Raw genomic sequence first — 21485 nt, forward strand, 5'->3', positions numbered from 1 at the left:
CGGCGCTCCCTAAAGCCACGGCATGATCACCCCACGAGGGCCATCGATGCTCAAAATCGCTCAAGTCGCGCCTAACATATTTCCAGTCCCGCCTCACGATCACGGTGGCACCGAAAGAATCGTTCAAGATCTCGGGACAGCACTTCGAAGACTTGGGACAGATGTAACGCTTTTTGCCCCGACCGACAGTGCGACGGATTTGTCGCAGGTCGGCTCGCTGCCGAGTCTAAAGGCGCTGGAGACTCGGTATGGACAAGTACCGCCGTCGATTCCCGCGGTTCTCGAGGCGGTTCAGATGGAGCACCTGCGACGCCGGCTGCCCGAGTTCGACATCGTCCATTGCCACGGCGAGTTCTCGCATGCCGCGATCCTCGGCGAGCGGCGCCGGCACAGCCTGACGACGATCCACTGGCGGGTGGACGAGCTCGACCGCGAACTGTTCTTCTCCGCCTTTCCCGATCTGCCGGTGGCCGCGATCTCGGCCTCGCAGGAGACCGGCATTCCCGCCGCCAACCGCGCCGGCATCGTCCACCACGGCATCGAGCGCGACCGCTATGCGCTGAGCGAGGCGCCCGGCAGCTATCTCGCCTTCGTCGGCCGGATGACCGACCAGAAGCGCCCGGACGCCGCGATCCGCGTCGCCGGGGCCGCCGGCCGCGCGATCCGCCTCGCCGGCACGGTGGATGTCGGCAACCCCCTCTATTTCGAGCGCGAGGTGCGCCCGCTCCTGTCAGAAGAGGCCGTCTATGTCGGCCCGGTCGGGGACGCGGCGAAGGGCGAGCTTCTGGCGGGGGCAGAGGCTCTGCTCTTTCCGATCGACTGGCCCGAGCCCTTCGGCCTCGTGATGATCGAGGCGATGGCCTGCGGCACGCCCGTGATCGCCTGGAACCGGGGCAGCGTGCCCGAGATCGTCGAGGACGGCGTCACCGGTTTCGTGGTGAACTCGGAGGCCGAGGCCGTGGCGGCGCTCGGCCGCGTCGGTGCCATCGACCGGCGCGGCGTGCGCCGGCGCTTCGAGGAGCGCTTCACCAGCGACCGCATGGCCGCCGACTATCTCGCCCTCTACCGGAGGCTGCTCGCCCGATGATGCGCACCGCCCTGATCGCCTGGGACTATCCGCCCTCCCCGAGCGGCCTGTCCACCGCCGCGCGCGAGATCGCCGAGAGCCTGGCGCTCGCCGGCACCGACGTCACCGTCTTCACGCTCGACCGGCAGGGGCGCTCGCGCCAGGGCTCGGTCACTGTGGTCGGCTGCGCCATCCCTGATCGCTCGGCCCTCGCGGTGCTGCGCCGGCGCGGCGGTCTCGGCCATCTCGCCGCTCCGCTGGCCTTCCGCCGCGCCGTGCTGGCCGAGCACCGCACCCGGCCCTTCGATCTCGTCGAAGCGACGAACTGGTATGCGCCGGCCGTACTGCTGGCGGGGCGGCGCGACCTGCCGCTCGTCACCCGCAACTCGACGCCTGCCGCCTATTCGCGCGACAAGCCCCGCACGATGCGCGACCGCTTCGACGCCATGGCCGCCGACCGGCTGGAGGCCCGGCAGGCGCGCGGCAGCGCGGCGCTCCTCTCGAACACGGCCGAGCATGCCCGGCGCATCGCCGCCGAATACGGGCTTGCCGCCGACGAGCGGCCCCATGCCGTCGCCGGCCTCAGCCTGCCGCCCGCGACGATCGCGCGCGGCGCGGCGGCGCTCTACCGGGATCCCGCACCGGGCGAGCCGGTGCGGCTGCTTTTCGTCGGGCGCGCCGAGCACCGCAAGGGCTTCGACATGATCATGGAGGCCGCCGCAATCCTTGACCGCGAAAGCGAGGCCGGCACCTTGCCGCCCTTCGCGATCCGCCTCGTCGGGGTGCCCGAAAGCGATCTCCCCACCGGCCTAGCCCCCGCTGCACGCGCCCGCATCACCGCGCTCGGACGGCTGGCCGAGGCGGAGCTCGCGCTCGAATACGAGGCGGCGCACGCGGTTCTGTCGCCCTCCCGCTACGAAAGCTTCGGCCTCGTCTACCAGGAGGGCATCGCCTATGGCCGGCCGATGGTGGCCTGCGCGGTGGATGCCAGCGGGCGCGAGTTCGTCGGCGACACCGGCGCCGGGCGCATGGCGGCGAGCGACACCGGCGCCGCGCTGGCCGACGCCGTGCGCCCGATCATCGCGGAGGCCGGCATGCGTGCCGAGCTTCGCGCCAACGCGCTGCGCGCCGCCGGCCGTTTCAACCGCGAGACGCTGGGCGCCGAGACGCTGGCGCTCTACCGGCAGGCGTTGCTGCGGGTGTCCGCCGGTAGCGTTTAGGGCTGGTAGGGCGCGAGCAGCGCTTCGCGCTCGAAGAGCCGACCCTCGCCCGGCGCGATCGCCTCGTAGACAACGGAGCGCGCCGCCACATGGGCGGCGCCGAGATGATGGTCGATGAACCGGCGGGGCACGAGCATCGTGCGCTGCCAAGGCCGCTCCGGGCGCTCGTGGACCCGCCCGACATAGCGGATCTCGCGCCGGTTCAGCCGGTACTGGGTGTCGGGGTGAAGGTCCGACAGAACGCCGTCGACGAGGTTGCGGCGGGGAAAGCCGACTGAGAGGATCCCGCCCTCGTCCGCCAGCGCCGCCAGCCTTGGGATCTCGGCGGCGAACGCGGCATCGATGGTCTCGTCGCGGTCGATCTGCAGCACGTGGGAATGGCGCCCGAGATCCTGGGCCCGGTTGCGCTGGCGGGCGAAGTCGCCGCCATGGGGATGGAAGGCCAGCCGCACGCCGCCCTGCCGCCGCTCCAGCGCTAGAGGCGCGTCGGCGAGCACGAGAACGTCGTCGGTCCAGGCGAGATGCACCGCCGCTTCGCCCGCCACATCCTCCGCCTCGTGGCCCCGGCAGAGGATCGCCAGCGTTACGGGGAGCGGCCGAAGGTCCGCCAGCGGCACGAGATCGGCCAGCGCGGCCAACCCCGCATGCGGCCGGCGAAGGCCTGCGGCCTGCGCAGCGTCCGTGGGCCGCGCCGCGAGGCCCCGGCCGGCGGCGGCGATGCGCAGGGTGAAGAGGTCGAGCCCGAAGGGCGCGCCGGTCTCGAGCGCAAAGCGCGCGCCGGCCAGCGCGGCGTCGAGCGCTTGGCGTTGCCCTGGCGCATCGCCGGGTTCGTCGACGAGAACACCGCAGGAGCCACACGCGAAGCCGAAGGAACGAATTTCGCCGCCGGGATAGGCGAGCCGCCGGTCGGTGGGCGCGAAGCTGCGGGCATCACAGAGGAAACAGCGCGGCTGCGGCGGCCCGTCATGCGGCGCGAGGTTCAGGTCGCGCGCCGGCGGGCGGGGGCTGTCGGTCATGCGGCGGGCTCCCTTCGCGCGGCCGGCAACCCGGACGAGGTCGACATAGGGCTGTCGGGCTCCCGCGTCTCCCCTAGATCATGTCCATCACCGACGATCTCCGGTCGCAGCATGCGCCAAGCCATCAGGACGAGACCCCATGACGAGTTCGCCGGCTTGACCTGTCTTGCGCCCGACGAGCCGATCCGGGCCGCGATCGCCGCGCTGGCCGAGCGCTCTCTGACCCGCGCCGATCCCCATCCCGGCGAGGGCGACGACGGCATCGCGCAGGAGATCGTGGCGCTCGCCCGCGCTGGAATCCTCAAGCTACCGATCCGGCGCCATGACGCGGGCTATGCCTACGACCTCCCCTATCGGCGGGCGCTGCCGCTCCTCGTCGGGCTCGGCGGCGCTGATCTCAGCCTCGGGCGGCTGGTGGAGGGCCATCTCAACGCGCTTCAGCTCGTCGCGCTCTACGGCGATCCCGACCAGCAGCGCCGCACAGCGGATGCGGTGGAAGCCGGGGTCCTGATGGGCGTCTGGGGCGCCGACGGCACGCCGCCCTTCGCGCCCGAGGTCAGGGAGGACAGCGAAATCCGGCTGCATGGCTCGAAACGCTACTGTTCGGGCCTCGGCCTCCTGTCGCTGGCGCTCGTGCCCTACACCGCCGAGGACCGCACGCTGCGGCTTCTCCTCGTCGACGTTGCCGATCCCGCGCGCTCGGACGCTTCGGCTTGGCGGATGCGTGGCATGCGGGCCTCGCGCTCGGGCGCTTTCGACTTCGAGGGACTGCATCTGCCGCCGGGCGCGGAGGTCGGCGCCCCCGACGACTATCGCCGCGAGCCCTTCTTCGTCGGCGGCATCTGGCGCTGCGCAGCGGCACAGCTCGGCGCGGTCGAGCGGATCGTGCAGCTCAGCGTCGAGACCCTGCAGGCCAGCGGCCGTGCCGAGCACCCGCTGCAGCTGGCGCGGATCGGCGAGGCGATCCTCGCCGCCCGCGACGCGCGGCTGCAGGTGGAAGCGGCCGCGGCGGCCGTCGAGAGCGACGGCGACCCGAAGCTCGCCACCTCGCTCGCCGCCTTCTCACGCCTGCGGGTCGAGGCGGCCGGCATGTTGGTGATCGCGCTCGCCGAACGGGCGATCGGCCTGGCGCTCTTTGCCGACGGCCATCCGCTGGAGCGCATGACGCGCGATCTTTCGGTCTACCTGCGGCAGGCCAATCCCGACCATCTCCTCCTCGACCACACCCGCCAGCTCATGGCGCGCCTGCCCGAGATCTTCCGATGACATCCGACCGTCCCGCTACCACGCCCTACGGCGAATGGCGCGCGCGCCACGAGGCCGCGCCCGTAACCGATCCCCTCACCCTCATCGGCGCGGGCGGGCTGGTGGTGATCGCCCCCCATCCCGACGACGAGAGCCTGGGCGCCGCCGCGCTCATCACGGCCGCCGCGCTCGGCGGACGCAAGGTCGGGCTGGTGGCGCTGACCGACGGCGAGGGCTCGCATCGCGGCTCGACGGAATGGCCGGCCGAGCGGATCGCCGAGCGGCGCCGGAGCGAGCAGGCGCTGGCGCTGCGCGAACTCGGCGCGGGGGAGGCCGAGATCCTGCGCCTCGCGCTGCCGGACGGGGCCTCGCGCTGGCATCCCGACTTCGCGCTCGCCGCCGATGCCGTGGCGCACCTCGTCGACGAGACCGGCGCCACCGCGCTCGCCGCCACCGTCGGCTTCGACCCGCATCCCGACCACGAGGCCGCCGCGCTTCTGGCAGAGGCCGTCGCCGCGCTTCGACCGGGCTTGCGCATCCTCCTCTATCCCGTCTGGTCGCTGCGCCACCCCGACGACCACCCGGTGGAGGTGGAAGCGCTGCATCCGTTCCGCCTCGTCACGCCGCTCGCCGAAAAGGCGCGGGCGCTCGCGCGGCACGAGACGCAGATGGGCGGCGTCGTCCACGACGATCCCGACGGCTTCACCCTGCCCGACTGGTTCCTTCGCCATCACCAGTCGCCGTTTGAGAGCGTCTTCTGGCGCCGCCGTCCCGGCCGCCCGCCGGGACCGGAGCATTTCGCCGCGCTCTATGCCGGCAACGGCGACCCTTGGCATGCGCGCACGGCGGCCTACGAGATCGCCAAGCGCGAGGCGGTGCTGGCCTTTCTGGGCGACGCCCGCTTTGGCGCCGCGCTCGAACTCGGCTGCGGCGAGGGCCATCTGACGGCGGCGCTGGCCGCGCTCTGCGATCGCGCCCACGGCCTCGACGGCGATGCCGGCATCGTCTCGCGCGCGACGCTCGCCCATGACGGCGTGCCGGGCCTCGGCTTCACGCACGGCCGTCTGCCCGCCGACTTTCCGGCCGGGCGCTACGATCTCGTGGTCCTGTCGGAGGTGCTCTACTTCCTTGCCGAGCCGGAAATCGAGGCGGTGCTGGCCTCGGCCGCCGCGCAGTGCGAGCCCGGCGCGACGATGCTGCTCGTCAACTATCTCGGCCCGACCGACACGCCGCTCTCGGGCGACGACGCCGCCGACTTCCTCATCGCCTCGGCGGCGCATCATTGGTCGCTGGAGCGCTCGGAGAGGGCCGAGCACTACCGGCTGGACCGTCTCACCCGGCTCTGACGCGCGCCAGCAGCGCGGCCATCGCCGGCCATTCGCGCACGAGATCGCCGTGCCGGAAGCGTCGGCGGGCGAGCGCCGGGCTCGCCTCCTCCGCCCGTTGCCAGGCCAGCCCGGCACGCGGCTCGGTCAGAACCGCCTCTTCCTGAGCAGCGGTCAATCGGAGCGGCGCCAGCGCCGCCGCGCGGGCCGTCCGGTTCCCCGCCCGGCGGAAGGCGGCGCGGGTGCGATGGCGCAAGTCCAGCGCGGCGGCCGGCTCCAGCGCCTCGTCCACCACCGGATCGGCCTCGCGCCGGGCGCGGGCCAGTTCGTCCGACAGCCCCCCGCTCGCGCGTCCGTCGAGGCGCGGCGAGGTCCAGACCAGCGGCGCCTCGCTGAAGCGCACGGCAAGACCGAGCCCCTCGCAGCGGCGCAGCAGCGCCCGGTCCTCGCCGAAGGGCACGTCCGGCAGGCCGCCGATCCCAGCGTAGACGCCGCCGGCCAGACCGAAATTGGCACCGCCGATATTGCCGTGATGGGGCCAGGGATTGTGGGGATCGGGGTCGAGGCACGCGGCGATCTCGCGCGAGGCGGCGCGATAGTCGCGCAGCAGGCGCTCGTCGGCCTCCGGCAGCGGCGGCAGGAGCGCGGCCTCTTCGGGAATGAAGCCGATGGCGCCGCAGACGAGCGCGAAGCCTCTGGCGAACTCGGCCTCGTAGGCCGCCCTCCAGCCCGGCTGGACCAGCGTATCGGCATCGAGCGACAGGAGCGCAGCGCCCGGCGCCAGCCCGGCCGCCGTGTCGAGCGCGAAGCGACGGGCGAGCGGCGCCGAGCCGCAGCCTTCGCGCCAGTCGATGTCGAGGATGAGGAACGGTTGCGCAGCACGTTCCAGACAGGCTTTGGCCCGTTCGAGCGTCGCGTCGTAGGAGCCGTTGACCGCCAGCACCACGGCGTCGGCGGGCTTGAGCTCGGCGAGGAGCGCCGCGAGGCACGCCTCGATACGCCCGGCCTCGCGGCGGGCGGGGATCGCGACGACAGCGGGCGCGGCCGTGAGATCGCCGCCGCCCGTCACCGTGCGAAGCGCGGCGACGGCGGGATGGGATCCGAGGCGGCGGGGATCGAAGGGCGACCCCGTCGCCTCGGGCGTCATGGGGTTCAGCCCTTCGGCGCGACGAGCTTGCCGTCGTTGCGGCGCCAGAGGCCGAGCGGATTGGCGTCCTTCAGGGCGTCGGGCAGCAGGGCCTCCGGCATGTCCTGATAGGAGACGGGCCGCAGGAACCGTTCGATCGCCTTCGAGCCGACCGAGGTCGAGCGACCATCGGCGGTGGAGGGGAACGGACCGCCATGGACCATGGCGTGACCGACCTCGACGCCGGTGCCGAAGCCGTTGACGAGGATGCGGCCGGCCTTGCGCTCCAGGATCGGCAGAATCGCCTTCGCCGCCGCGTGGTCGGCCTCGTCGATGTGGATCGCCGCGGTCAGCTGGCCTTCGAGCGAGGCGAGCACCGAGTGAAGCTCGGCCTCGTCGCGGCAGCGGATGACGATGGAGGCCGCGCCGAACACCTCGTCCTGCAGCTCGGGATGGGCGACGAAGTCGGGCGCCGCCACCTGGAACAGCGCGGCCTGACCGCGCAGCTCGCCGCCGGCCTCACCCTTGGCCACGGTCTTCACCGCCGCATGGCCCTCGACCGCCGAGACGCCGTCCACATAGGCCTTGTGGATGCCGGGAGTGAGCATGACCGCCGCCGGCATGGCCGAGAGCGCCTCCGCCGCACCCTTCTCGAACGCCTCGATGCCGGGGCCGTCCACCGCCAGCACGAGGCCCGGATTGGTGCAGAACTGGCCGGCGCCGAGCGTCAGCGAGCCCGCGAAGGCCTTGCCGATCGCCTCGCCGCGCGCCGCGAGCGCGGCCGGGAAGAGGATCACCGGATTGATCGAGCTCATTTCGGCATAGACCGGGATCGGCTCGGGACGGGCGGCAGCGACCTTCATCAGCGCCGTGCCGCCGGCGCGCGAGCCCGTGAAGCCCACGGCCTTGATGCGACGGTCGGCGACGAGGCCCTGTCCGATCTCGCGGCCGGTACCGTAGAGGAGCGAGAAGACGCCCTCGGGCATGCCGCAGGTCTGCGCCGCCTTCAGGATGGCGCGGCCCACCAGCTCGGAGGTGCCGGGATGGGCGGAATGGGCCTTGGCCACCACCGGCGCGCCGGCGGCGAGCGCCGAGGCCGTGTCGCCGCCGGCCACCGAGAAGGCCAGCGGGAAGTTGGAGGCGCCGAACACGGCGACCGGACCGACGGGGATGTTGCGCAGGCGCAGATCGACGCGCGGCAGCGGCTTGCGCTCGGGCTGCGCGGGATCGACGCGCGCATCGAGGAAGCCGCCGTCGCGCAGGACACCCGCGAACATGCGAAGCTGGCCCATCGTGCGGCCGCGCTCGCCCTCGATCCGCCCGCGCGGCAGGCCGCTTTCCTGGCAGCAACGCTCGATCAGCTCGTCGCCGAGCGCCAAAATCTCGTCGGCAATCGTCTCCAGGAACTTGGCGCGGTCCTCGAGGCTCGTCTCGCGATAGGCGTCGAAGGCGGCATCGGCCAGCTCGCAGGCGCGATCGAGATCGGCCAGCGTCGCGCCGCCGAAGCCGGGCTCCAGTGCCTTGCCGGTGGCCGCGTCGAGACCGCGCAGCTCGCCGTTCGTGCCCTTCGAGACCGCGTGTCCGATGATCTGTTCGCCGAGAATCGTCATCTTCGTCCGTCCTTGTCCTGGCGGGCGGCGAACCTTGCGCCATCCCGCTCAAACCCATGCGCATGGCCATAGCGCGCCAGAGCCGGGGATGGAACCGCCGTTCGGGCCCCGCGGGCCAGAAAATGTCTGATGATTGACGGCGCACCGGTGCCGCATGCGCACGGCGTTCACCTTGCGGCGCGCCCGGCCTTGAAGCCCGGCGACGCTGTCCTTTCTATGCGATGCGTCGCGGCCGAGCCGGGCGCCATGGAGAGGACGGACGCCAACGTGACAGAGACGGGCCTGAGCTGGAACGAGCCGATCGCGGGGCTGCGCATCCTCAAGAGATCGCATCAACCGATCCGGCGGATCCAGATCTACGGCCAGCGCTGCTCGGGCACGCATGCGATCGAACGCACGATCGACATGAATTTTGGCGACGAGGTGCCGACGCGCGATTACGGCTTCAAGCACTGGTTCGTCCCCGATCAGGTGCTGTTTCGCGACGACGTCCTCGTGCTCGCCATCGCCCGCAACGCCTTCGACTGGCTGCGCAGCCTGCATCGCCAGCCCTGGCACGCGCATCCCGAACTCAAGCGCCTTCCCTTTTCCGATTTCGTCCGCTCGCCCTGGCATTCCTACTGGGACGACGAGTTCTGGGGCATCGGCGAGGGCCACCCCTTGCGCGGCCGCGAGATGATGCACGAGCGCGATCCCGCGACCGGCGAGCGCTTCGTCGACCCCGTGGCCAAGCGCACCGCCAAGCTGCGGCACTGGTCGGACCTCACCTCGCGGGCCCACAACGTGGCGCTTCTCGCGCACCAGACGCTCGTCGCAGATCCCGAGGCCGTGGTGCGGGCCCTTGCCGCGGCGACCGGGCTGGAAGCGACGCCCGAGTTTCACCGGGTCTGGTCCTACAAGGGCAATGGCAACCGGGCCTTCGAGCCGACGCGCTACGAACCGATCTCGGCCGACGACGCCGCGTGGATCGCCACGCGCCTCGATCCCGAGGTCGAGCGCCGGTTCGGCCTGCCGGTCGCGATGGCGGAAATGGCATGAAGCGCAACCTTTCGATCCGCAACTTCCGGCGCTTTGCGGTGGGCGCGATCACTGCCGGTTTCGCGGTGCTTCTCGTGGTCGGCGCGGCGACGGTCTGGCTGGTGGTGCGCACGCAGGACAATGCCGGCCTCGTCGCCCATTCGCTGCGGGTCGAGCTGTCGCTCGCCAACCTTCGCGCCCTGTCGGAGCGGGCGGAGACGGCGCGGCGCGGCTTCCTGCTGGCCCCCGACGAACGCTTCACCACGATTTTCAACGAGGTGGCGAACCGCATTCCGTCGGCGATCACCGAGCTCGACGCGCTCGTTGCCGACAATCCGGCCCAGACGGCGCGCCTCGCGCAACTGACGGCCTTAAGCAACGAGCACCTGTCGAACCTGCGCCAGTCGATGGATGCGCGGCGCAACGCGGCCTCCGCCGCCGACGTCCCCTTCGCCTACGATCGCACGACGCAGCTGATCCCGGCCATTCGCGAGCTGGCCGACGAGATCTCGGCGCAGGAGCGCCTGCTTCTCGACGACCGCATCCGCCGTCAGGAGCGCAGCATCGAGGCGTCCTATGCAGTGATCGGGCTCGCGGCCCTGCTGCTGGCGGCCGTCGCGGGCGGAACGATCTGGGCGACGCGGCGCAACATGCGCGAACTGAGCCGCGCGAGCGACCGGCTGATGCGGCTCAACGACGACCTCGAAGGCGCCGTCGAGATCCGCACCGCCGAGCTGCAGCGTGCCAACGACGAGATCCAGCGCTTCGCCTACATCGTCAGCCACGACCTGCGTTCGCCCCTCGTCAACGTCATGGGCTTCACCAGCGAACTCGAGACGGTGACGGGAACGCTTGCGGGGCTGATCGAGCGCGCGGAGGTGCAGGCGCCCGGCCTCGTCGACGAGGAGGTGCGCCTCGCCGTTCGCGAGGACCTGCCCGAAGCCATCGGCTTCATCCGCACCTCGACGCAGAAGATGGACCGCCTGATCAACGCCATCCTGCGCCTGTCGCGCGAGGGACGCCGGGTGATCGTGCCCGAGCCGCTCGACATGGAAGCGCTCGTCGGCGGCATCGTCCAGACGCTGCAGCACCGCCTGAGCGAGATCGGCGCGACGATCGAGATCGAGCCGATGCCGGCCGTCGTGAGCGACCGCGTGGCAGTGGAGCAGATCTTCTCGAACCTCGTCGAGAACGCGGTGAAGTATCTCAAACCCGGTCGCCCCGGCGTCATCAAGGTGCGCGGGCGGCGCGAGGGCGCGCGCGCCGTCTTCGAGATCGAGGACAACGGCCGGGGCATCGACCCCAAGGACCACGACCGCGTGTTCGACCTCTTCCGGCGCTCCGGCCAGCAGGACCAGCCCGGCGAGGGCATCGGCCTCGCCCACGTGCGCGCCCTCGTCTATCGGCTCGGCGGCGTCATCGACTGCCGATCCGCCCTTGACGCCGGTGCGACATTCCGCCTTTCCATGCAGGCCGATCTCGCAGCACCCGAAGGAGCCAGGGCCACGTGACCCCGCAGCACAGCGTGACCATCGTTATGGTCGAGGACGACGAGGGGCATGCGCGCCTGATCGAGAAGAACATCCGCCGGGCCGGCGTGAACAACGAGATCCGTCATTTCACCGACGGCACTTCGGCGCTTGCCTATCTCTTCGATGCGCCGGAGGGACCGGCGCGCAACGGGCCGGCGCTCGTGCTGCTCGACCTCAACCTGCCCGACATGAGCGGCACCGACATTCTGGTCCGCATGAAGGAATCCGCCGGCCCGCTGCGCCGGACCCCGGTGGTCGTGCTCACCACCACCGACGACAAGATCGAGATCCAGCGCTGCTACGATCTCGGCGCCAACGTCTACATCACCAAGCCGGTGAACTACGAGAGCTTCGCGCAGGCGATCCGCCAGCTCGGGCTTTTCCTTTCGGTGATCCAGCTTCCCGATCCCCTCAGCGACGGGCACTGAGCGAACTTGCCCTCGATCCTCTACATCGACGACGACGAGGGCCTGCGCCATCTGACGCAGCGGGCGATGCGTCGCCGCGGCTTCACCGTGGAGACGGCGGGCGGCGCCGACGAGGGCCTCGCCATGCTGGCGAGCCGCCCCTTCGATCTGGCCGCGGTCGACCACTACATGCCGGGCAAGGACGGGCTCGACGCGCTGGCGATGATCCACGCGCTGCAGACGCCCCCGCCGGTGGTCTACGTGACGGGATCGGAGGAGAGCCGCGTCGCCGTCGCCGCACTGAAGGCGGGCGCAGCGGACTACGTGGTGAAGACCGTCGGCGAGGACTTCTTCGACCTTCTCGCCTCCTCCTTCCGGCAGGTTCTCGGCCATGCCCGGCTGGTGAGCGAGAAGGCCGCCGCCGAGGCGGAACTGCGTGCCAGCAACGAGCGGCTGGAAGCGCTCCTGAAGGAGGCCAACCACCGCGTCGCCAACTCGCTACAGATCGTCTCGGCCTTCGTGCGCATGCAGGCTTCGGCTGCCGCCAGCCAGGAGGTGCGCGACGCGCTGAAGGACACCCAGCAGCGCATCGGCGCGATCGCGCAGGTGCATCGCCGGCTCTACTCCTCCTCCGAGATCGCGACGGTGGAGATGGCCGACTATCTCGCAGCGCTCCTCGTTGAGGTGGAGACGACCTGGACGACGCCGGATGCGCCCCGCCCGGTGCGCCTTCATGTCGAGCCGATCCGGCTGGGAACCGACAAGGCGGTGTCGGTCGGCGTCATCGTCACCGAACTCGTGTCGAACGCCTACAAATACGCTTATCCACAAGGCGAGAGCGGCGAAATTCGCGTCTCCCTGTCGCAGGCGGGCGAGAGCGCCTTTCGTCTGGCGGTCGAGGACGACGGTTGCGGCTACGTGCCCGGCGACGGTCCGCGCGGCACCGGCACGGGCTCCAAGCTGGTGCGCATCATGGCGCAGAGCCTCGGCTCGGAACTGGTGCACCAGCCGGGTCCGGGCGTTCGCATCCGCCTTCAGGCCGCGATCTGACGCCTTTCGGCGTCGCTGCCATCGCGGGGAAGGGCGCGGCATGGCCGCACAGGCCCGGATTGCACCATCGACGATCGTAGATCTGCAAGATCATATCGCCCACGATGCTTTCGGCCGATTGATGACTACTTGATTGGGGCATCGAACTTTTCATCCGATCATGTCATAAAACCACTTTGAGGATGACGGTTGACGGATTCGTTGCCGGGAGCTTTCCATGACGACCGACATTGAGTTCGAGCTCGACGAGCAGCTCTGCTTCGCCATCTACTCGACCGCGCACGCGTTCAACCGCCTGTACAAGCCCCGGCTCGACCTGATGGGGATCACCTATCCCCAGTATCTCGTGCTCATCGTCCTGTGGGGCGCCGAGCCGCAGACGGTGGGCAGCCTCGGGGATCGCCTGCTGCTCGATTCCAGCACGCTGACGCCGCTGCTGAAGCGCCTGGAGACGGCCGGCTTCGTGATGCGCACCCGTTCGACGCGAGACGAGCGGGTCGTCGACATCACCCTGACCGACCGGGGCCGCGCCCTGCACGAGCAGGCCCGCAGCATCCCGCTCGAGGTCAACAAGGCGACCGGAGAATCGGACACCGACGTCGAGCGCCTGCGTCGATCGATCCTTCGCGTGCGCGACGCGCTCAACGCCTCGTCGCTGGTCTGAGATCAGTCCGCGGCGGGCGCCTCGCGCCGCACCGGCAATGGCCGGTCGGGCGGATCCCATTCGCTGAGCCCTTCGCGCCCGCCGACGATCGGCTCGCAGCGCACCCGCCCCGCCGGCGCGCCGCAGGAGCGGCATCGAAAGCGCAGCGTCGCGGGATCGGCCTGCGGATCGATCCAGCTCCCGAACCGGCGCGCGGCGATCGCAACCTCGCGCCGGCAGCCGCCGCAGACGATGCGCACGGCCAGATTGCGGCGCTGGGCTTCGGCGAAGGTGCGAATCGACTGGACCATGCCGCGAGGATGGCGCAGCGGCACGCAAGAACGCAACGGGAACATCCGGTCGCCGGACATGATCGATCCTCTCCGGCGATCGGTGCGGCCGGTCGTTCGAACGGCTGCACAACTCGCCGGAAATAGGTTAGGAGCGAGGCAAGAGCCGGAGGGACGGCGACCCGGGTCCGATCGGCGGACACGGCGACCTGTCCCCGCGCGGGCCATTTGCCAGGAGGAACCGCAGACCATGACCGACGTCCAGACCGCCACGCTCGGCGAACTCGCCACGCTTGTGACCGTGCCGCGCTACGACCGGGCCGCGATCAGCGCCGGCATCGTCCATTTCGGCGTCGGAAACTTCCACCGCGCCCACCAGTGCGTCTATCTCGACGACCTCTTCGCCGGCGGCACCGACCTCGACTGGGGCATCGTCGGCCTCAGCGTTCGCACCGAGGATCGCGACCTGCAGGCCGATCTCGCGAGCCAGGACTGCCTCTACACCGTCACCGAGGTCGACGAGGGCCATTCGCGCACGCAGGTCGTCGGCTCGATCCTGCGCTTTGCCGAGCCCGGCGACAGCGCCGCCATGCTGGAGGCGCTGCTGGCGCCGCAGACGCGCATCGTGTCGCTGACGATCACCGAGGGCGGCTACTTCATGTCCGGCGACGAGCCGGACCTCGACCATCCCGATCTCGCCGCGGATGCGGCCGACCTCGGCTCGGCCCGCACCGTCTTCGGCCTGATCCTCGCCGCCATCCGCGACCGGCGCGCGGCGGGCACCGCGCCCTTCACCGTGCTCTCCTGCGACAACCTTCCCCATAACGGCGTCCTGACGCGGCGCATCGTGGAAGGGCTGGCCAAGCGCGCCGATGCCGATCTCGCCGCCTTCGTCGCCCGCGAGATCGCTTTCCCCAATTCGATGGTCGACCGCATCACGCCCGCCACGACGCCGGCGCAGCGCGAGACGCTGAAGCGCGAGCACGGCGTCGAGGACCGGCGCCCGGTCTTCTGCGAACCCTTCCGGCAATGGGTCATCGAGGACGATTTCCGCTCCGGCCGCCCGGCGCTGGAGCGCGTCGGCGTCACCTTCGTCGAGGACGTGACCCCCTACGAGCTGATGAAGCTGCGGATCCTCAATGCCGGCCACGCCACCATCGCCTATCCGGCGGCGCTCGTCGGCCTCACTTACGCGCACGAGGCGATGCGCGATCCGCTGATCCTGCGCTTCTTCGAGGCGGTCGAGACCGGCTACCTGCTGCCTGCCTCGCCCGAGATCGAGGGGGTCAGCCGCGAGGATTACCTGGCCACCGTGACCCATCGCTTCGCCAACCCGGCGATCGGCGACACGATCCGGCGCCTGGCGCTCGACGGCTCCAACCGCCAGCCGAAATTCGTGCTGCCGGCGGTGCGGGACCTGCGCGCCGAAGGCCGCGACGTCTCGGGTCTGGCGCTCGTCGGCGCGCTGTGGTGCCGCTACTGCCAGGGCGAGATGGAGGACGGGACGGTGGTCGAGCCGAACGATCCGAACTGGACGCAGCTGCAGGAGGCGGCCAACGCCGCCCGCACCGAGCCGCGCCGCTTCCTCGAACAGCGGGACATCTTCGGCGATCTTGCGGACGACGCCGTCTATGCCGACCTCTTCGCCAGCCATCTCCGCTCGCTGTGGAGCCGCGGCGTGCGGCCGACGCTGACGGACTTCCTCGCCGCAAAGGCGGCCTGACCGCCGAAGCGGCCCCGCCCAGGCCCTAGCCGCTCAGGCCAGGGCGGCGGTCGGCGCGTCCGTCTGCCAGAGCCGCTCGAGCCGGTCCACCGGCACGGGCGCGCCGATAAGATAACCCTGCACGAAGCGGCACCCCAGACGCCGGAGGGCCGCCAGCTGCTCCGGCGTCTCGACGCCTTCGGCGATGCAGTCGAGGGAGAGGTTCTGCGACAGGTCGAGCACGGTCGCCACGATGCTGCGGCCCGACGTGTCGGCGATGTCGGCCATGAAGGACCGGTCGATCTTGATCTTGTCGAGCGACAGGCGGTGGACGTAGCCGAGGCTCGAATAGCCCGTGCCGAAATCGTCGAGCGCGATCTGCATGCCGAGGGCGCGCAGCGCCTGGATCGAGCGCTGGGCGAGGTCGAAGTCGCGCAGCAGTGCGGTTTCCGTCAGCTCGAGCGTGATGCGCGTCGGCGGGATCTCGCTGCGGCGCACAGCCGCCATGATCGACACCACCGTCTCGGGCGAGGTCAGGTCGTGCGAGGAGAGGTTGAAGGACAGGCCGATCTCGTCCGGCAGCCGCTTCAGATCGTGAAGCGCCTTGCGAAGGAGGAGGAGCGTCAGCTTGTGGATCAGGCCGCAGCGTTCGGCCGCGGCGATGAAGCGGTCGGGCGGCACCCGGCCGAGCAGCGGATTGGTCCAGCGCGCCAGGGCCTCCACCATGACGATCCGGTCGGTGGAGAGATCGAGGATCGGCTGGAAGTGGACCTCCATCTCGGCTTCGAGGTCGGAGATCTGCAGCGCCGTCTCGACGGCGCGCTCGGAGCGGATGGCATCCTCGTGGTCGGGCGAGAAGAGCGTGACGCCGCCCCGCGCCTTTTCCTTGGCATGATAGAGCGCATAGTCGGCGCGGTCGAACAGGCCGGCGGCCGTGCGCCCGGCCTCGGGAAAGACCGCGACGCCGCTCGAACAGCCGGCGCTGACGACCGTCTCGCCGACATCGATGGGCTGGCGCAGAGCCTCGCAGATCCGGTGGCAGGTCGCCTCGACCGCCTCCCGGGTCTCGTGGGTCTGCAGCAGGATGACGCCGAACTCGTCGCCGCCGAGCCGCGCCACCACGACACATTCGCCCGCAAACGCCGTCAGCCGTCGCCCGGTCTCGGCCAGCACGCGGTCGCCCGCGACGTGCCCGTAGGTGTCGTTGATCGCCTTGAACCGGTCGAGATCGAAGATCGCCAGGGCGAAGGCCGCGCCCTGCATGTCGAACACGGCGATCGCCTCGTCCAGCCGCTGGAAGAAATGACGACGGTTGGGCAGCAGCGTCAGACTGTCGGTGTGGGCCAGCCGGACGTTCTCCTCCATCAGCCGCTGCGTCTCGTCCTGCTTGGCCGCCAGCGTCGCGCGTGAGTCGATCAGCTCGACGAAGGTCTTGAAGTTGTTGAGGACGACCCGGACGAGAACGAGGATGACGAACAGCGTGTTGAGCGCGATGGCAATGAGGACGGCGTTGCCGGACGGGATGTAGTAGAGGACGAACGGTACCCCGACGATCGCCGAGACGAGGAGCGCGGCGGTCGGCAGGTGCATCAGGCAGAAGATGCAGCCGATCACGGTGATGGCGACGAAGCTCGCGACATGGGCCTGCTGCTCGGCGCCGCCGTAGAAGCCCAGCCGCATCGCCCAGCCGATGAAGCCCAACGTGATGACGGCGGTGAGGGCATTGGTGCGGGCGAGAAGCCGGCGGATCTCGGCCGGCGTCATCGCCTCGATGTCGCAGCGCAGCCACCAGATGCTGCGGACCGTGCAGACGGCGGCAAGGACCAAGAGCACGCCGACGGTCATCCAGGCCGGCGCCACGGCGTAATGGGTGCTGGTGAGCGCGAAGGCGTTGACGCAAAGCAGCGCGTAGAGAAGGGGGATCTGCTTCTTCAACTCGTGCATCTGTCGAACGACCAGCCGGTCGTTGGCCAGGCGGAGCGAGATCATTCGCCTCAACTCCGCAAAATGTGCCGGCAAATCCATATCCACGCATCCGAAAAGGTCAGCCGTGCGAGAAGGATAGCAGCCGAGCGTTAGGAAAGGCTTTGTGGAGGCTCATTATTTGACGCGCGTATCTTTGGGTGCGAACGGACCGCATTCCAATCCGCCGGGGGCGACTGGTCAAACGCCGCGGCTCCGTTATGTCCTTCAACGTGAGAGATATGATCAACCTCAGCCCATCCGTCGTGAACCGTGGGCCCGCCCTGGATCCAAAGGTTCATCCGGTTCCGATGACGCTTCAGCACATCAGCTATATCAGCCGCCTGTCGCCGCACGAGACGATCGCCGACCTCATCGCGGACATGGAACGGTTCCGCGTACGCAACCTGTCGCTCGGCATCACCGGATGCATCGCCTTCGAAGGCGAGCGGATCATGCAGATCCTCGAAGGCCCCCGCGTGGCGGTGGACAAGCTCTTCGAGACGATCAAGGCCGATCCGCGCCACCACGAGGTGATCGAGCTGGAGCGCAAGACGATCGAACGCATGAGCTTCCGGCACTGGGGCATGGTACGACGTCCGATCGCCGACGTGGTGTTCCTGACGCAGCTGACCTAAGGGAGCCCGCCCCGGTCCCTAGACGACCACCGGCGATATGCATGACCGCCGCTGCCATTGACGACGCCGGGATCAGCCCGCCAGCGCGGCGCGCAACGCCGCCACGACGGCGCGATCGGTGTCCTGCGCCCCCTCCGCCTCGAAGCCGAAGCGCAGCAGCCGCGGATCCGGCGCTCCGCTCGCCAAGCCTCGGCAGGAGGCGTGGATCTCCGAGGCGCCGGTCTGCGCAAGGATCGCCGAGGCATTCGCCGCCCGCACGCCGCTGCCCGGCATGATGGCGATGCGTCCGTTCGATGCCGACACCAGCGCCCGCAGGGTCGCGGTCCCTTCTTCGGCCCGCAGCGCGCCGCCGGAGGTGAGGATCCGCTCGAACCCGAGGGCGATGGCCGTCTCCATCGCCGCCAGCGGATCGGGCACGAGGTCGACGGCGCGGTGAAGTGTGGTGCCGAGACCCTGGGCCTCCGCCACAAGTGTCGCGAGCACGGCCTCGTCAAGCGTGCCATCGGCCCGCGACGCCCCGAAGACCACGCCGGCCAGGCCCGCCGCGCGCACGGCTCGGATCTCGGCGCGCATCGCCTCCACGTCCTGCGTGTCGTAGACGAAGGATCCCGCACGCGGCCGGATCATCGCATAGACCGGGATCGGCACGCGCGCCGCCAGATGCATCAGCCCGGCCGAGGGCGTCAGACCGCCGAGCGACAGCGCCGCGCAGAGCTCGATGCGATCGGCGCCGCCCGCCACCGCCGCGGCCAGACCCGCCGGCGTGTCGACGCAGATTTCCAGGGTCACCATGCGCTCGTCTCCCCGCTTCTGCCGGACGCTCCCTGCCATGTCGCCGGCCAGCGCGCCAGAGCGCCGGCGGCGGGACGGTGGCCCCGGCGGCGCGAAAGCCGTAGGGAACAGAGAGCCGGCCCTTCGCCGCCCCTTCCCTCCCAAGCTCAGCCGGTCTCGATCATGGATGCCACGCTTTCCGACTTCGCCGCCCGCGCCCGCGCCGGCGTCCCCCGTGTGCTCGCGGCCGATATCGGCGGCTCCTTCGTCAAGTTCGCGGCGGCCGGCGAGGACGGCCGGCCGATCGCGGCGATCCACGTCGCCAATCCCTCGCATGACTGGGACGCCTTCTGCGCCGTGCTGGCGGACCTCGCCGCTGCCGCCGATCCCGGCGGTCACCTGCCGCTCGCCATCTCGGTCGCCGGCACGATCGACCCCGTGAGCGGCCGCTCGCTCGCCGCCAATATCGGCGGCATCACCGGCCATTCGCTGCGCGGCGAGCTCGGGCCCCGGCTGGGCCGGCCGGTGGCGGCCGCCAACGATGCCGACTGCTTCGCGCTGGCCGAGGCGCTGGAGGGCGTCGGTCGCGGCCATCGCAACGTCTTCGGTGTGATTCTGGGCACCGGCGTCGGCGGCGGGTTGGTGATCGACGGGCGGATCGTCGAGGGCACGGGCGGGGTCTCGGGCGAATGGGGCCATGGCCCCATCGTCGGCGAACGGCGGGTCGGCGATGTCGTGATCCCGGTGCTTGCCTGCGGCTGCGGCCAGACCGGTTGCCTCGACACGGTGGGTGGCGCGCGCGGCCTCGAGCGGCTGGATGCGACGCTGAACGGGTCCTCGCGCGACAGCCGCGCCATCCTCAAAGCCTGGCTGGCAGGCGAAGAACCCGCGAAGCGGACGTTCGACCTCTTCGTCGACATGGTCTCGGGGCCGCTGGCCCTCGTGGTCAACGTCGTCGGCGCCTCGCTCGTGCCGGTCGGCGGCGGCCTCGCCAACGTGCCGGAACTCGTCGTGGCGCTCGATACGGCCGTGCGCGCCCGCATCCTGCGGAAGGCCAGCGAGCCGCTGCTGCGCCCCGCCGTGCTGGGCGCCGACGCCGGCCTCATCGGCGCGGCCCTCCTGGCGCTGCGCACGGCGACGGCGCCCCGTTAGAACCTGCCGATGCCGATCCGATGGCCGTCGGGGTCGGCGAGGTCGCGGGCGGGTCCGGGAAGGCCGGTCAGGCGAAGGCGGGTCGCGAAGGGAGAGCCGTCCGGCACGGGTGCCCGCAAGGCCGGCGGGTCGCGGTAGCACAGGAGTTCGAGATGTGGGGATGCGCCCCCGGCCGCCTGAAGCGAGACGACCTCGACCTCGGCCTTCGGAACGTCCAGCCCGTCGAGCCGCGCCTGCTCGGGGCCGCGGTTGAGGTGTCGCTCGCCGAGCGTGAAGCCGAGCCCCTCGTAGAAGGCGATGGCGCGGTCCGCATCGCGCACCGTGATCGCGCTGTGGTCGATGCCGAGGCAGGCGGGACCATCGGCCCCCCGGCGCCAGACCGGCGGGACAGCGCCCGGCGCGAACTGGAGAAACTCCAGCGGATGGCCGTCGGGGTCGCGGAACTTGAAGGCAGTGGCACCGCCCGAGGCCGCGGGAAGCCGCTCCGGAGAGCCCCGCGAGATCGCCGTCCAGCCCGGCACTGGAGCAAGGCGCGCCATCGCCGCCGCCATGTTTGAGACGATGATGGCGCAATGCTGGAAGCCGGTGGCGTTCGAGAGCGGCGGGTCCATCGGCGGGCCCGCCGCGCCGATCAGATCCAGAACCTCGTCGCCGAGCCGAAGCGTGACGCCGGCCGCTCGGACGCTTTCCATCCGGCACCCGAAGGCATCGCAGTAGAAGCACGCCGTCGCGACGGGGTCGGAGCATGCGAGGGCGATCGCGGCAATCCGCGGCCCGATCATGGCCAGCGGGCCCCGCGCGTGTTCACGAAGACGGCGTAGAGCGCGTGGCTGGCGCCGATGAACAGCCGATTGCGATGCGGCGAGCCGCCGAAGCAGAGGTTCGAGACCGGTGCCGGCAGGCGGATGCGGCCAAGCAGCGTGCCGTCCGGCGACATGCAGTGGACGCCGTCGCCGGCGCTCGACCAGATTCGGCCCTCTTCGTCGATCGCCATCCCGTCGGTGTAGCCGGGCGAAACCTTGGCAAAATCGCGCGCCGGTCCGGCCGGGCGCCCGTCCGCGCCGAGATCGAGGACCCGCAGCACCTGAACCGGGTCGGGCTTGGACTGGTCTCCCGTCTCGGCGACATAGAGCCGGCGCTCGTCCGGCGAGAAGGCGATGCCGTTCGGCCCGGCGAACGCCTCCGACACGTTGTCGAGCGCACCCGTCGCGCCATCCAGCCGATAGACCGCGGGCGCGATCTCGGAAGCCTGGCGCGTGCCCTCGTAATCGTTGGCGATGCCGTAGACGGGATCGGTGAACCAGATCGACCCGTCGCTCTTCACCGCGACGTCGTTCGGCGAGTTCAGCCGGCGTCCCTCGACGCGATCGGCGAGGACGCTCACCGAGCCGTCGTGCTCGACGCGGCAGAGAGCGCGCGCCGTGTTCGAGCAAAAGACGACGCGGCCCTCGCGGTCGCGTGCCTGCCCGTTGGCGTGGCCCGAGGGAAAGCGCCAGACCGACAGGCCGCTCGCCTCGCTCCAGAGCATCGTGCGGTCGCGCGGCAGGTCCTGGAAGAGAAGCGCGTTCCAGTCGCCCATCCAGACGAGGCCCTCGATCCAGCGGAAGCCCTCAGCGAGCTTTTCGATGGGCGCGTTGAAGAGGATTATGGATCGGAAGCCGGGATCGACGATCTCGAAGCCGGTGTCGTGAATGTCTCCCATGCGGTGCTCCG

General features: G+C 70.6%; 20 protein-coding genes. 12 read left to right on the forward strand and 8 right to left on the reverse strand.

What is annotated here, in order from left to right; genetic code table 11:
* Positions 1 to 46: 46 nt before the first annotated feature.
* Both AUL33_RS15055 and AUL33_RS15060 read left to right on the forward strand, forming a co-directional pair.
* Positions 47 to 1087 (forward strand): glycosyltransferase family 4 protein, encoded by a 1041-nt coding sequence (locus tag AUL33_RS15055; protein ID WP_062209799.1) that lies wholly within the window; start codon positions 47 to 49, stop codon positions 1085 to 1087.
* A complete protein-coding gene (locus AUL33_RS15060; protein ID WP_062209911.1) occupies positions 1087 to 2286 on the forward strand; it encodes a glycosyltransferase family 4 protein in 1200 nt (399 codons plus the stop codon). Before AUL33_RS15055 ends, AUL33_RS15060 begins: the two co-directional genes overlap by 1 nt.
* On the opposite strand, the gene AUL33_RS15065 is transcribed toward AUL33_RS15060, so the two are convergent.
* Positions 2283 to 3302 carry a hypothetical protein gene (locus AUL33_RS15065; protein WP_062209801.1) on the reverse strand — a complete coding sequence of 340 codons (1020 nt, stop codon included), beginning with the start codon at positions 3300 to 3302 and terminating at the stop codon, positions 2283 to 2285. The genes AUL33_RS15060 and AUL33_RS15065 overlap by 4 nt on opposite strands.
* A 156-nt stretch (positions 3303 to 3458) precedes the next feature.
* On the opposite strand from AUL33_RS15065, the gene AUL33_RS15070 reads away from it, so the two are divergent.
* Positions 3459 to 4568, forward strand: a complete 1110-nt coding sequence (locus AUL33_RS15070; RefSeq protein WP_062209803.1) for an acyl-CoA dehydrogenase family protein — start codon at positions 3459 to 3461, stop codon at positions 4566 to 4568.
* Positions 4565 to 5893 (forward strand): bifunctional PIG-L family deacetylase/class I SAM-dependent methyltransferase, encoded by a 1329-nt coding sequence (locus AUL33_RS15075; RefSeq protein WP_062209814.1) that lies wholly within the window; start codon positions 4565 to 4567, stop codon positions 5891 to 5893. Before AUL33_RS15070 ends, AUL33_RS15075 begins: the two co-directional genes overlap by 4 nt.
* Here AUL33_RS15075 and AUL33_RS22945 read toward each other — a convergent pair.
* Both AUL33_RS22945 and AUL33_RS15085 read right to left on the reverse strand, forming a co-directional pair.
* Complete coding sequence (locus AUL33_RS22945) at positions 5880 to 7019, reverse strand: glycosyltransferase (RefSeq protein ID WP_062209816.1); 1140 nt, start codon at positions 7017 to 7019, stop codon at positions 5880 to 5882. The genes AUL33_RS15075 and AUL33_RS22945 overlap by 14 nt on opposite strands.
* Before the next feature lie 5 nt (positions 7020 to 7024).
* Positions 7025 to 8608, reverse strand: a complete 1584-nt coding sequence (locus tag AUL33_RS15085) for an aldehyde dehydrogenase (NADP(+)) (RefSeq protein WP_062209819.1) — start codon at positions 8606 to 8608, stop codon at positions 7025 to 7027.
* 267 nt (positions 8609 to 8875) lie between these two features.
* On the opposite strand from AUL33_RS15085, the gene AUL33_RS15090 reads away from it, so the two are divergent.
* The 5 genes from AUL33_RS15090 to AUL33_RS15110 all read left to right on the forward strand — a co-directional run bounded on the left by AUL33_RS15090 (position 8876) and on the right by AUL33_RS15110 (position 13278).
* A complete protein-coding gene (locus tag AUL33_RS15090; protein WP_156419435.1) occupies positions 8876 to 9646 on the forward strand; it encodes a hypothetical protein in 771 nt (256 codons plus the stop codon).
* Positions 9643 to 11136, forward strand: coding sequence for an ATP-binding protein (locus AUL33_RS15095; RefSeq protein WP_062209825.1), 1494 nt, complete (start codon positions 9643 to 9645; stop codon positions 11134 to 11136). The genes AUL33_RS15090 and AUL33_RS15095 overlap by 4 nt, the downstream gene beginning before the upstream one ends.
* 26 nt (positions 11137 to 11162) lie before the next feature.
* Entirely contained in the window at positions 11163 to 11585 is a 423-nt protein-coding gene (locus AUL33_RS15100; RefSeq protein ID WP_192843198.1) for a response regulator, read from the forward strand.
* A gap of 6 nt (positions 11586 to 11591) precedes the next feature.
* Positions 11592 to 12614: a sensor histidine kinase gene (locus tag AUL33_RS15105; RefSeq protein ID WP_062209830.1), complete on the forward strand. Its 1023-nt coding sequence runs from the start codon at positions 11592 to 11594 to the stop codon at positions 12612 to 12614.
* Between the two features lie 217 nt (positions 12615 to 12831).
* Positions 12832 to 13278, forward strand: a complete 447-nt coding sequence (locus AUL33_RS15110; protein ID WP_062209833.1) for a MarR family winged helix-turn-helix transcriptional regulator — start codon at positions 12832 to 12834, stop codon at positions 13276 to 13278.
* Positions 13279 to 13280: 2 nt separating this feature from the next.
* Here the strand turns inward: AUL33_RS15110 and AUL33_RS15115 are convergent, their stop codons facing one another.
* Positions 13281 to 13628: a hypothetical protein gene (locus tag AUL33_RS15115; RefSeq protein ID WP_062209836.1), complete on the reverse strand. Its 348-nt coding sequence runs from the start codon at positions 13626 to 13628 to the stop codon at positions 13281 to 13283.
* Positions 13629 to 13797: 169 nt separating this feature from the next.
* On the opposite strand from AUL33_RS15115, the gene AUL33_RS15120 reads away from it, so the two are divergent.
* The gene (locus tag AUL33_RS15120) at positions 13798 to 15270 is read left to right on the forward strand and encodes a mannitol dehydrogenase family protein (protein WP_062209838.1); all 1473 of its coding nucleotides are present in this window, start codon (positions 13798 to 13800) and stop codon (positions 15268 to 15270) included.
* 33 nt (positions 15271 to 15303) lie between these two features.
* On the opposite strand, the gene AUL33_RS15125 is transcribed toward AUL33_RS15120, so the two are convergent.
* A complete protein-coding gene (locus AUL33_RS15125) occupies positions 15304 to 17238 on the reverse strand; it encodes a bifunctional diguanylate cyclase/phosphodiesterase (protein ID WP_062209840.1) in 1935 nt (644 codons plus the stop codon).
* 284 nt (positions 17239 to 17522) lie between these two features.
* Here AUL33_RS15125 and AUL33_RS15130 point away from each other — a divergent pair, with 284 nt between their 5' ends.
* Entirely contained in the window at positions 17523 to 17849 is a 327-nt protein-coding gene (locus tag AUL33_RS15130; RefSeq protein ID WP_192843195.1) for a BLUF domain-containing protein, read from the forward strand.
* A 72-nt stretch (positions 17850 to 17921) separates the two neighbouring features.
* On the opposite strand, the gene AUL33_RS15135 is transcribed toward AUL33_RS15130, so the two are convergent.
* Positions 17922 to 18641, reverse strand: coding sequence for a copper homeostasis protein CutC (locus AUL33_RS15135; protein WP_062209852.1), 720 nt, complete (start codon positions 18639 to 18641; stop codon positions 17922 to 17924).
* A 162-nt stretch (positions 18642 to 18803) separates the two neighbouring features.
* Between AUL33_RS15135 and AUL33_RS15140 the strand changes: the two genes are divergently transcribed.
* Positions 18804 to 19772, forward strand: a complete 969-nt coding sequence (locus AUL33_RS15140; protein WP_062209855.1) for an ROK family protein — start codon at positions 18804 to 18806, stop codon at positions 19770 to 19772.
* Here AUL33_RS15140 and AUL33_RS15145 read toward each other — a convergent pair.
* Positions 19769 to 20554, reverse strand: a complete 786-nt coding sequence (locus tag AUL33_RS15145) for a VOC family protein (RefSeq protein ID WP_062209858.1) — start codon at positions 20552 to 20554, stop codon at positions 19769 to 19771. The genes AUL33_RS15140 and AUL33_RS15145 overlap by 4 nt on opposite strands.
* Positions 20551 to 21474: an SMP-30/gluconolactonase/LRE family protein gene (locus AUL33_RS15150; RefSeq protein WP_062209861.1), complete on the reverse strand. Its 924-nt coding sequence runs from the start codon at positions 21472 to 21474 to the stop codon at positions 20551 to 20553. Before AUL33_RS15150 ends, AUL33_RS15145 begins: the two co-directional genes overlap by 4 nt.
* Positions 21475 to 21485 lie beyond the last annotated feature (11 nt).

It is taken from the genome of Aureimonas sp. AU12, assembly GCF_001463705.1.
In the GTDB taxonomy this organism is placed as follows: domain Bacteria; phylum Pseudomonadota; class Alphaproteobacteria; order Rhizobiales; family Rhizobiaceae; genus Aureimonas.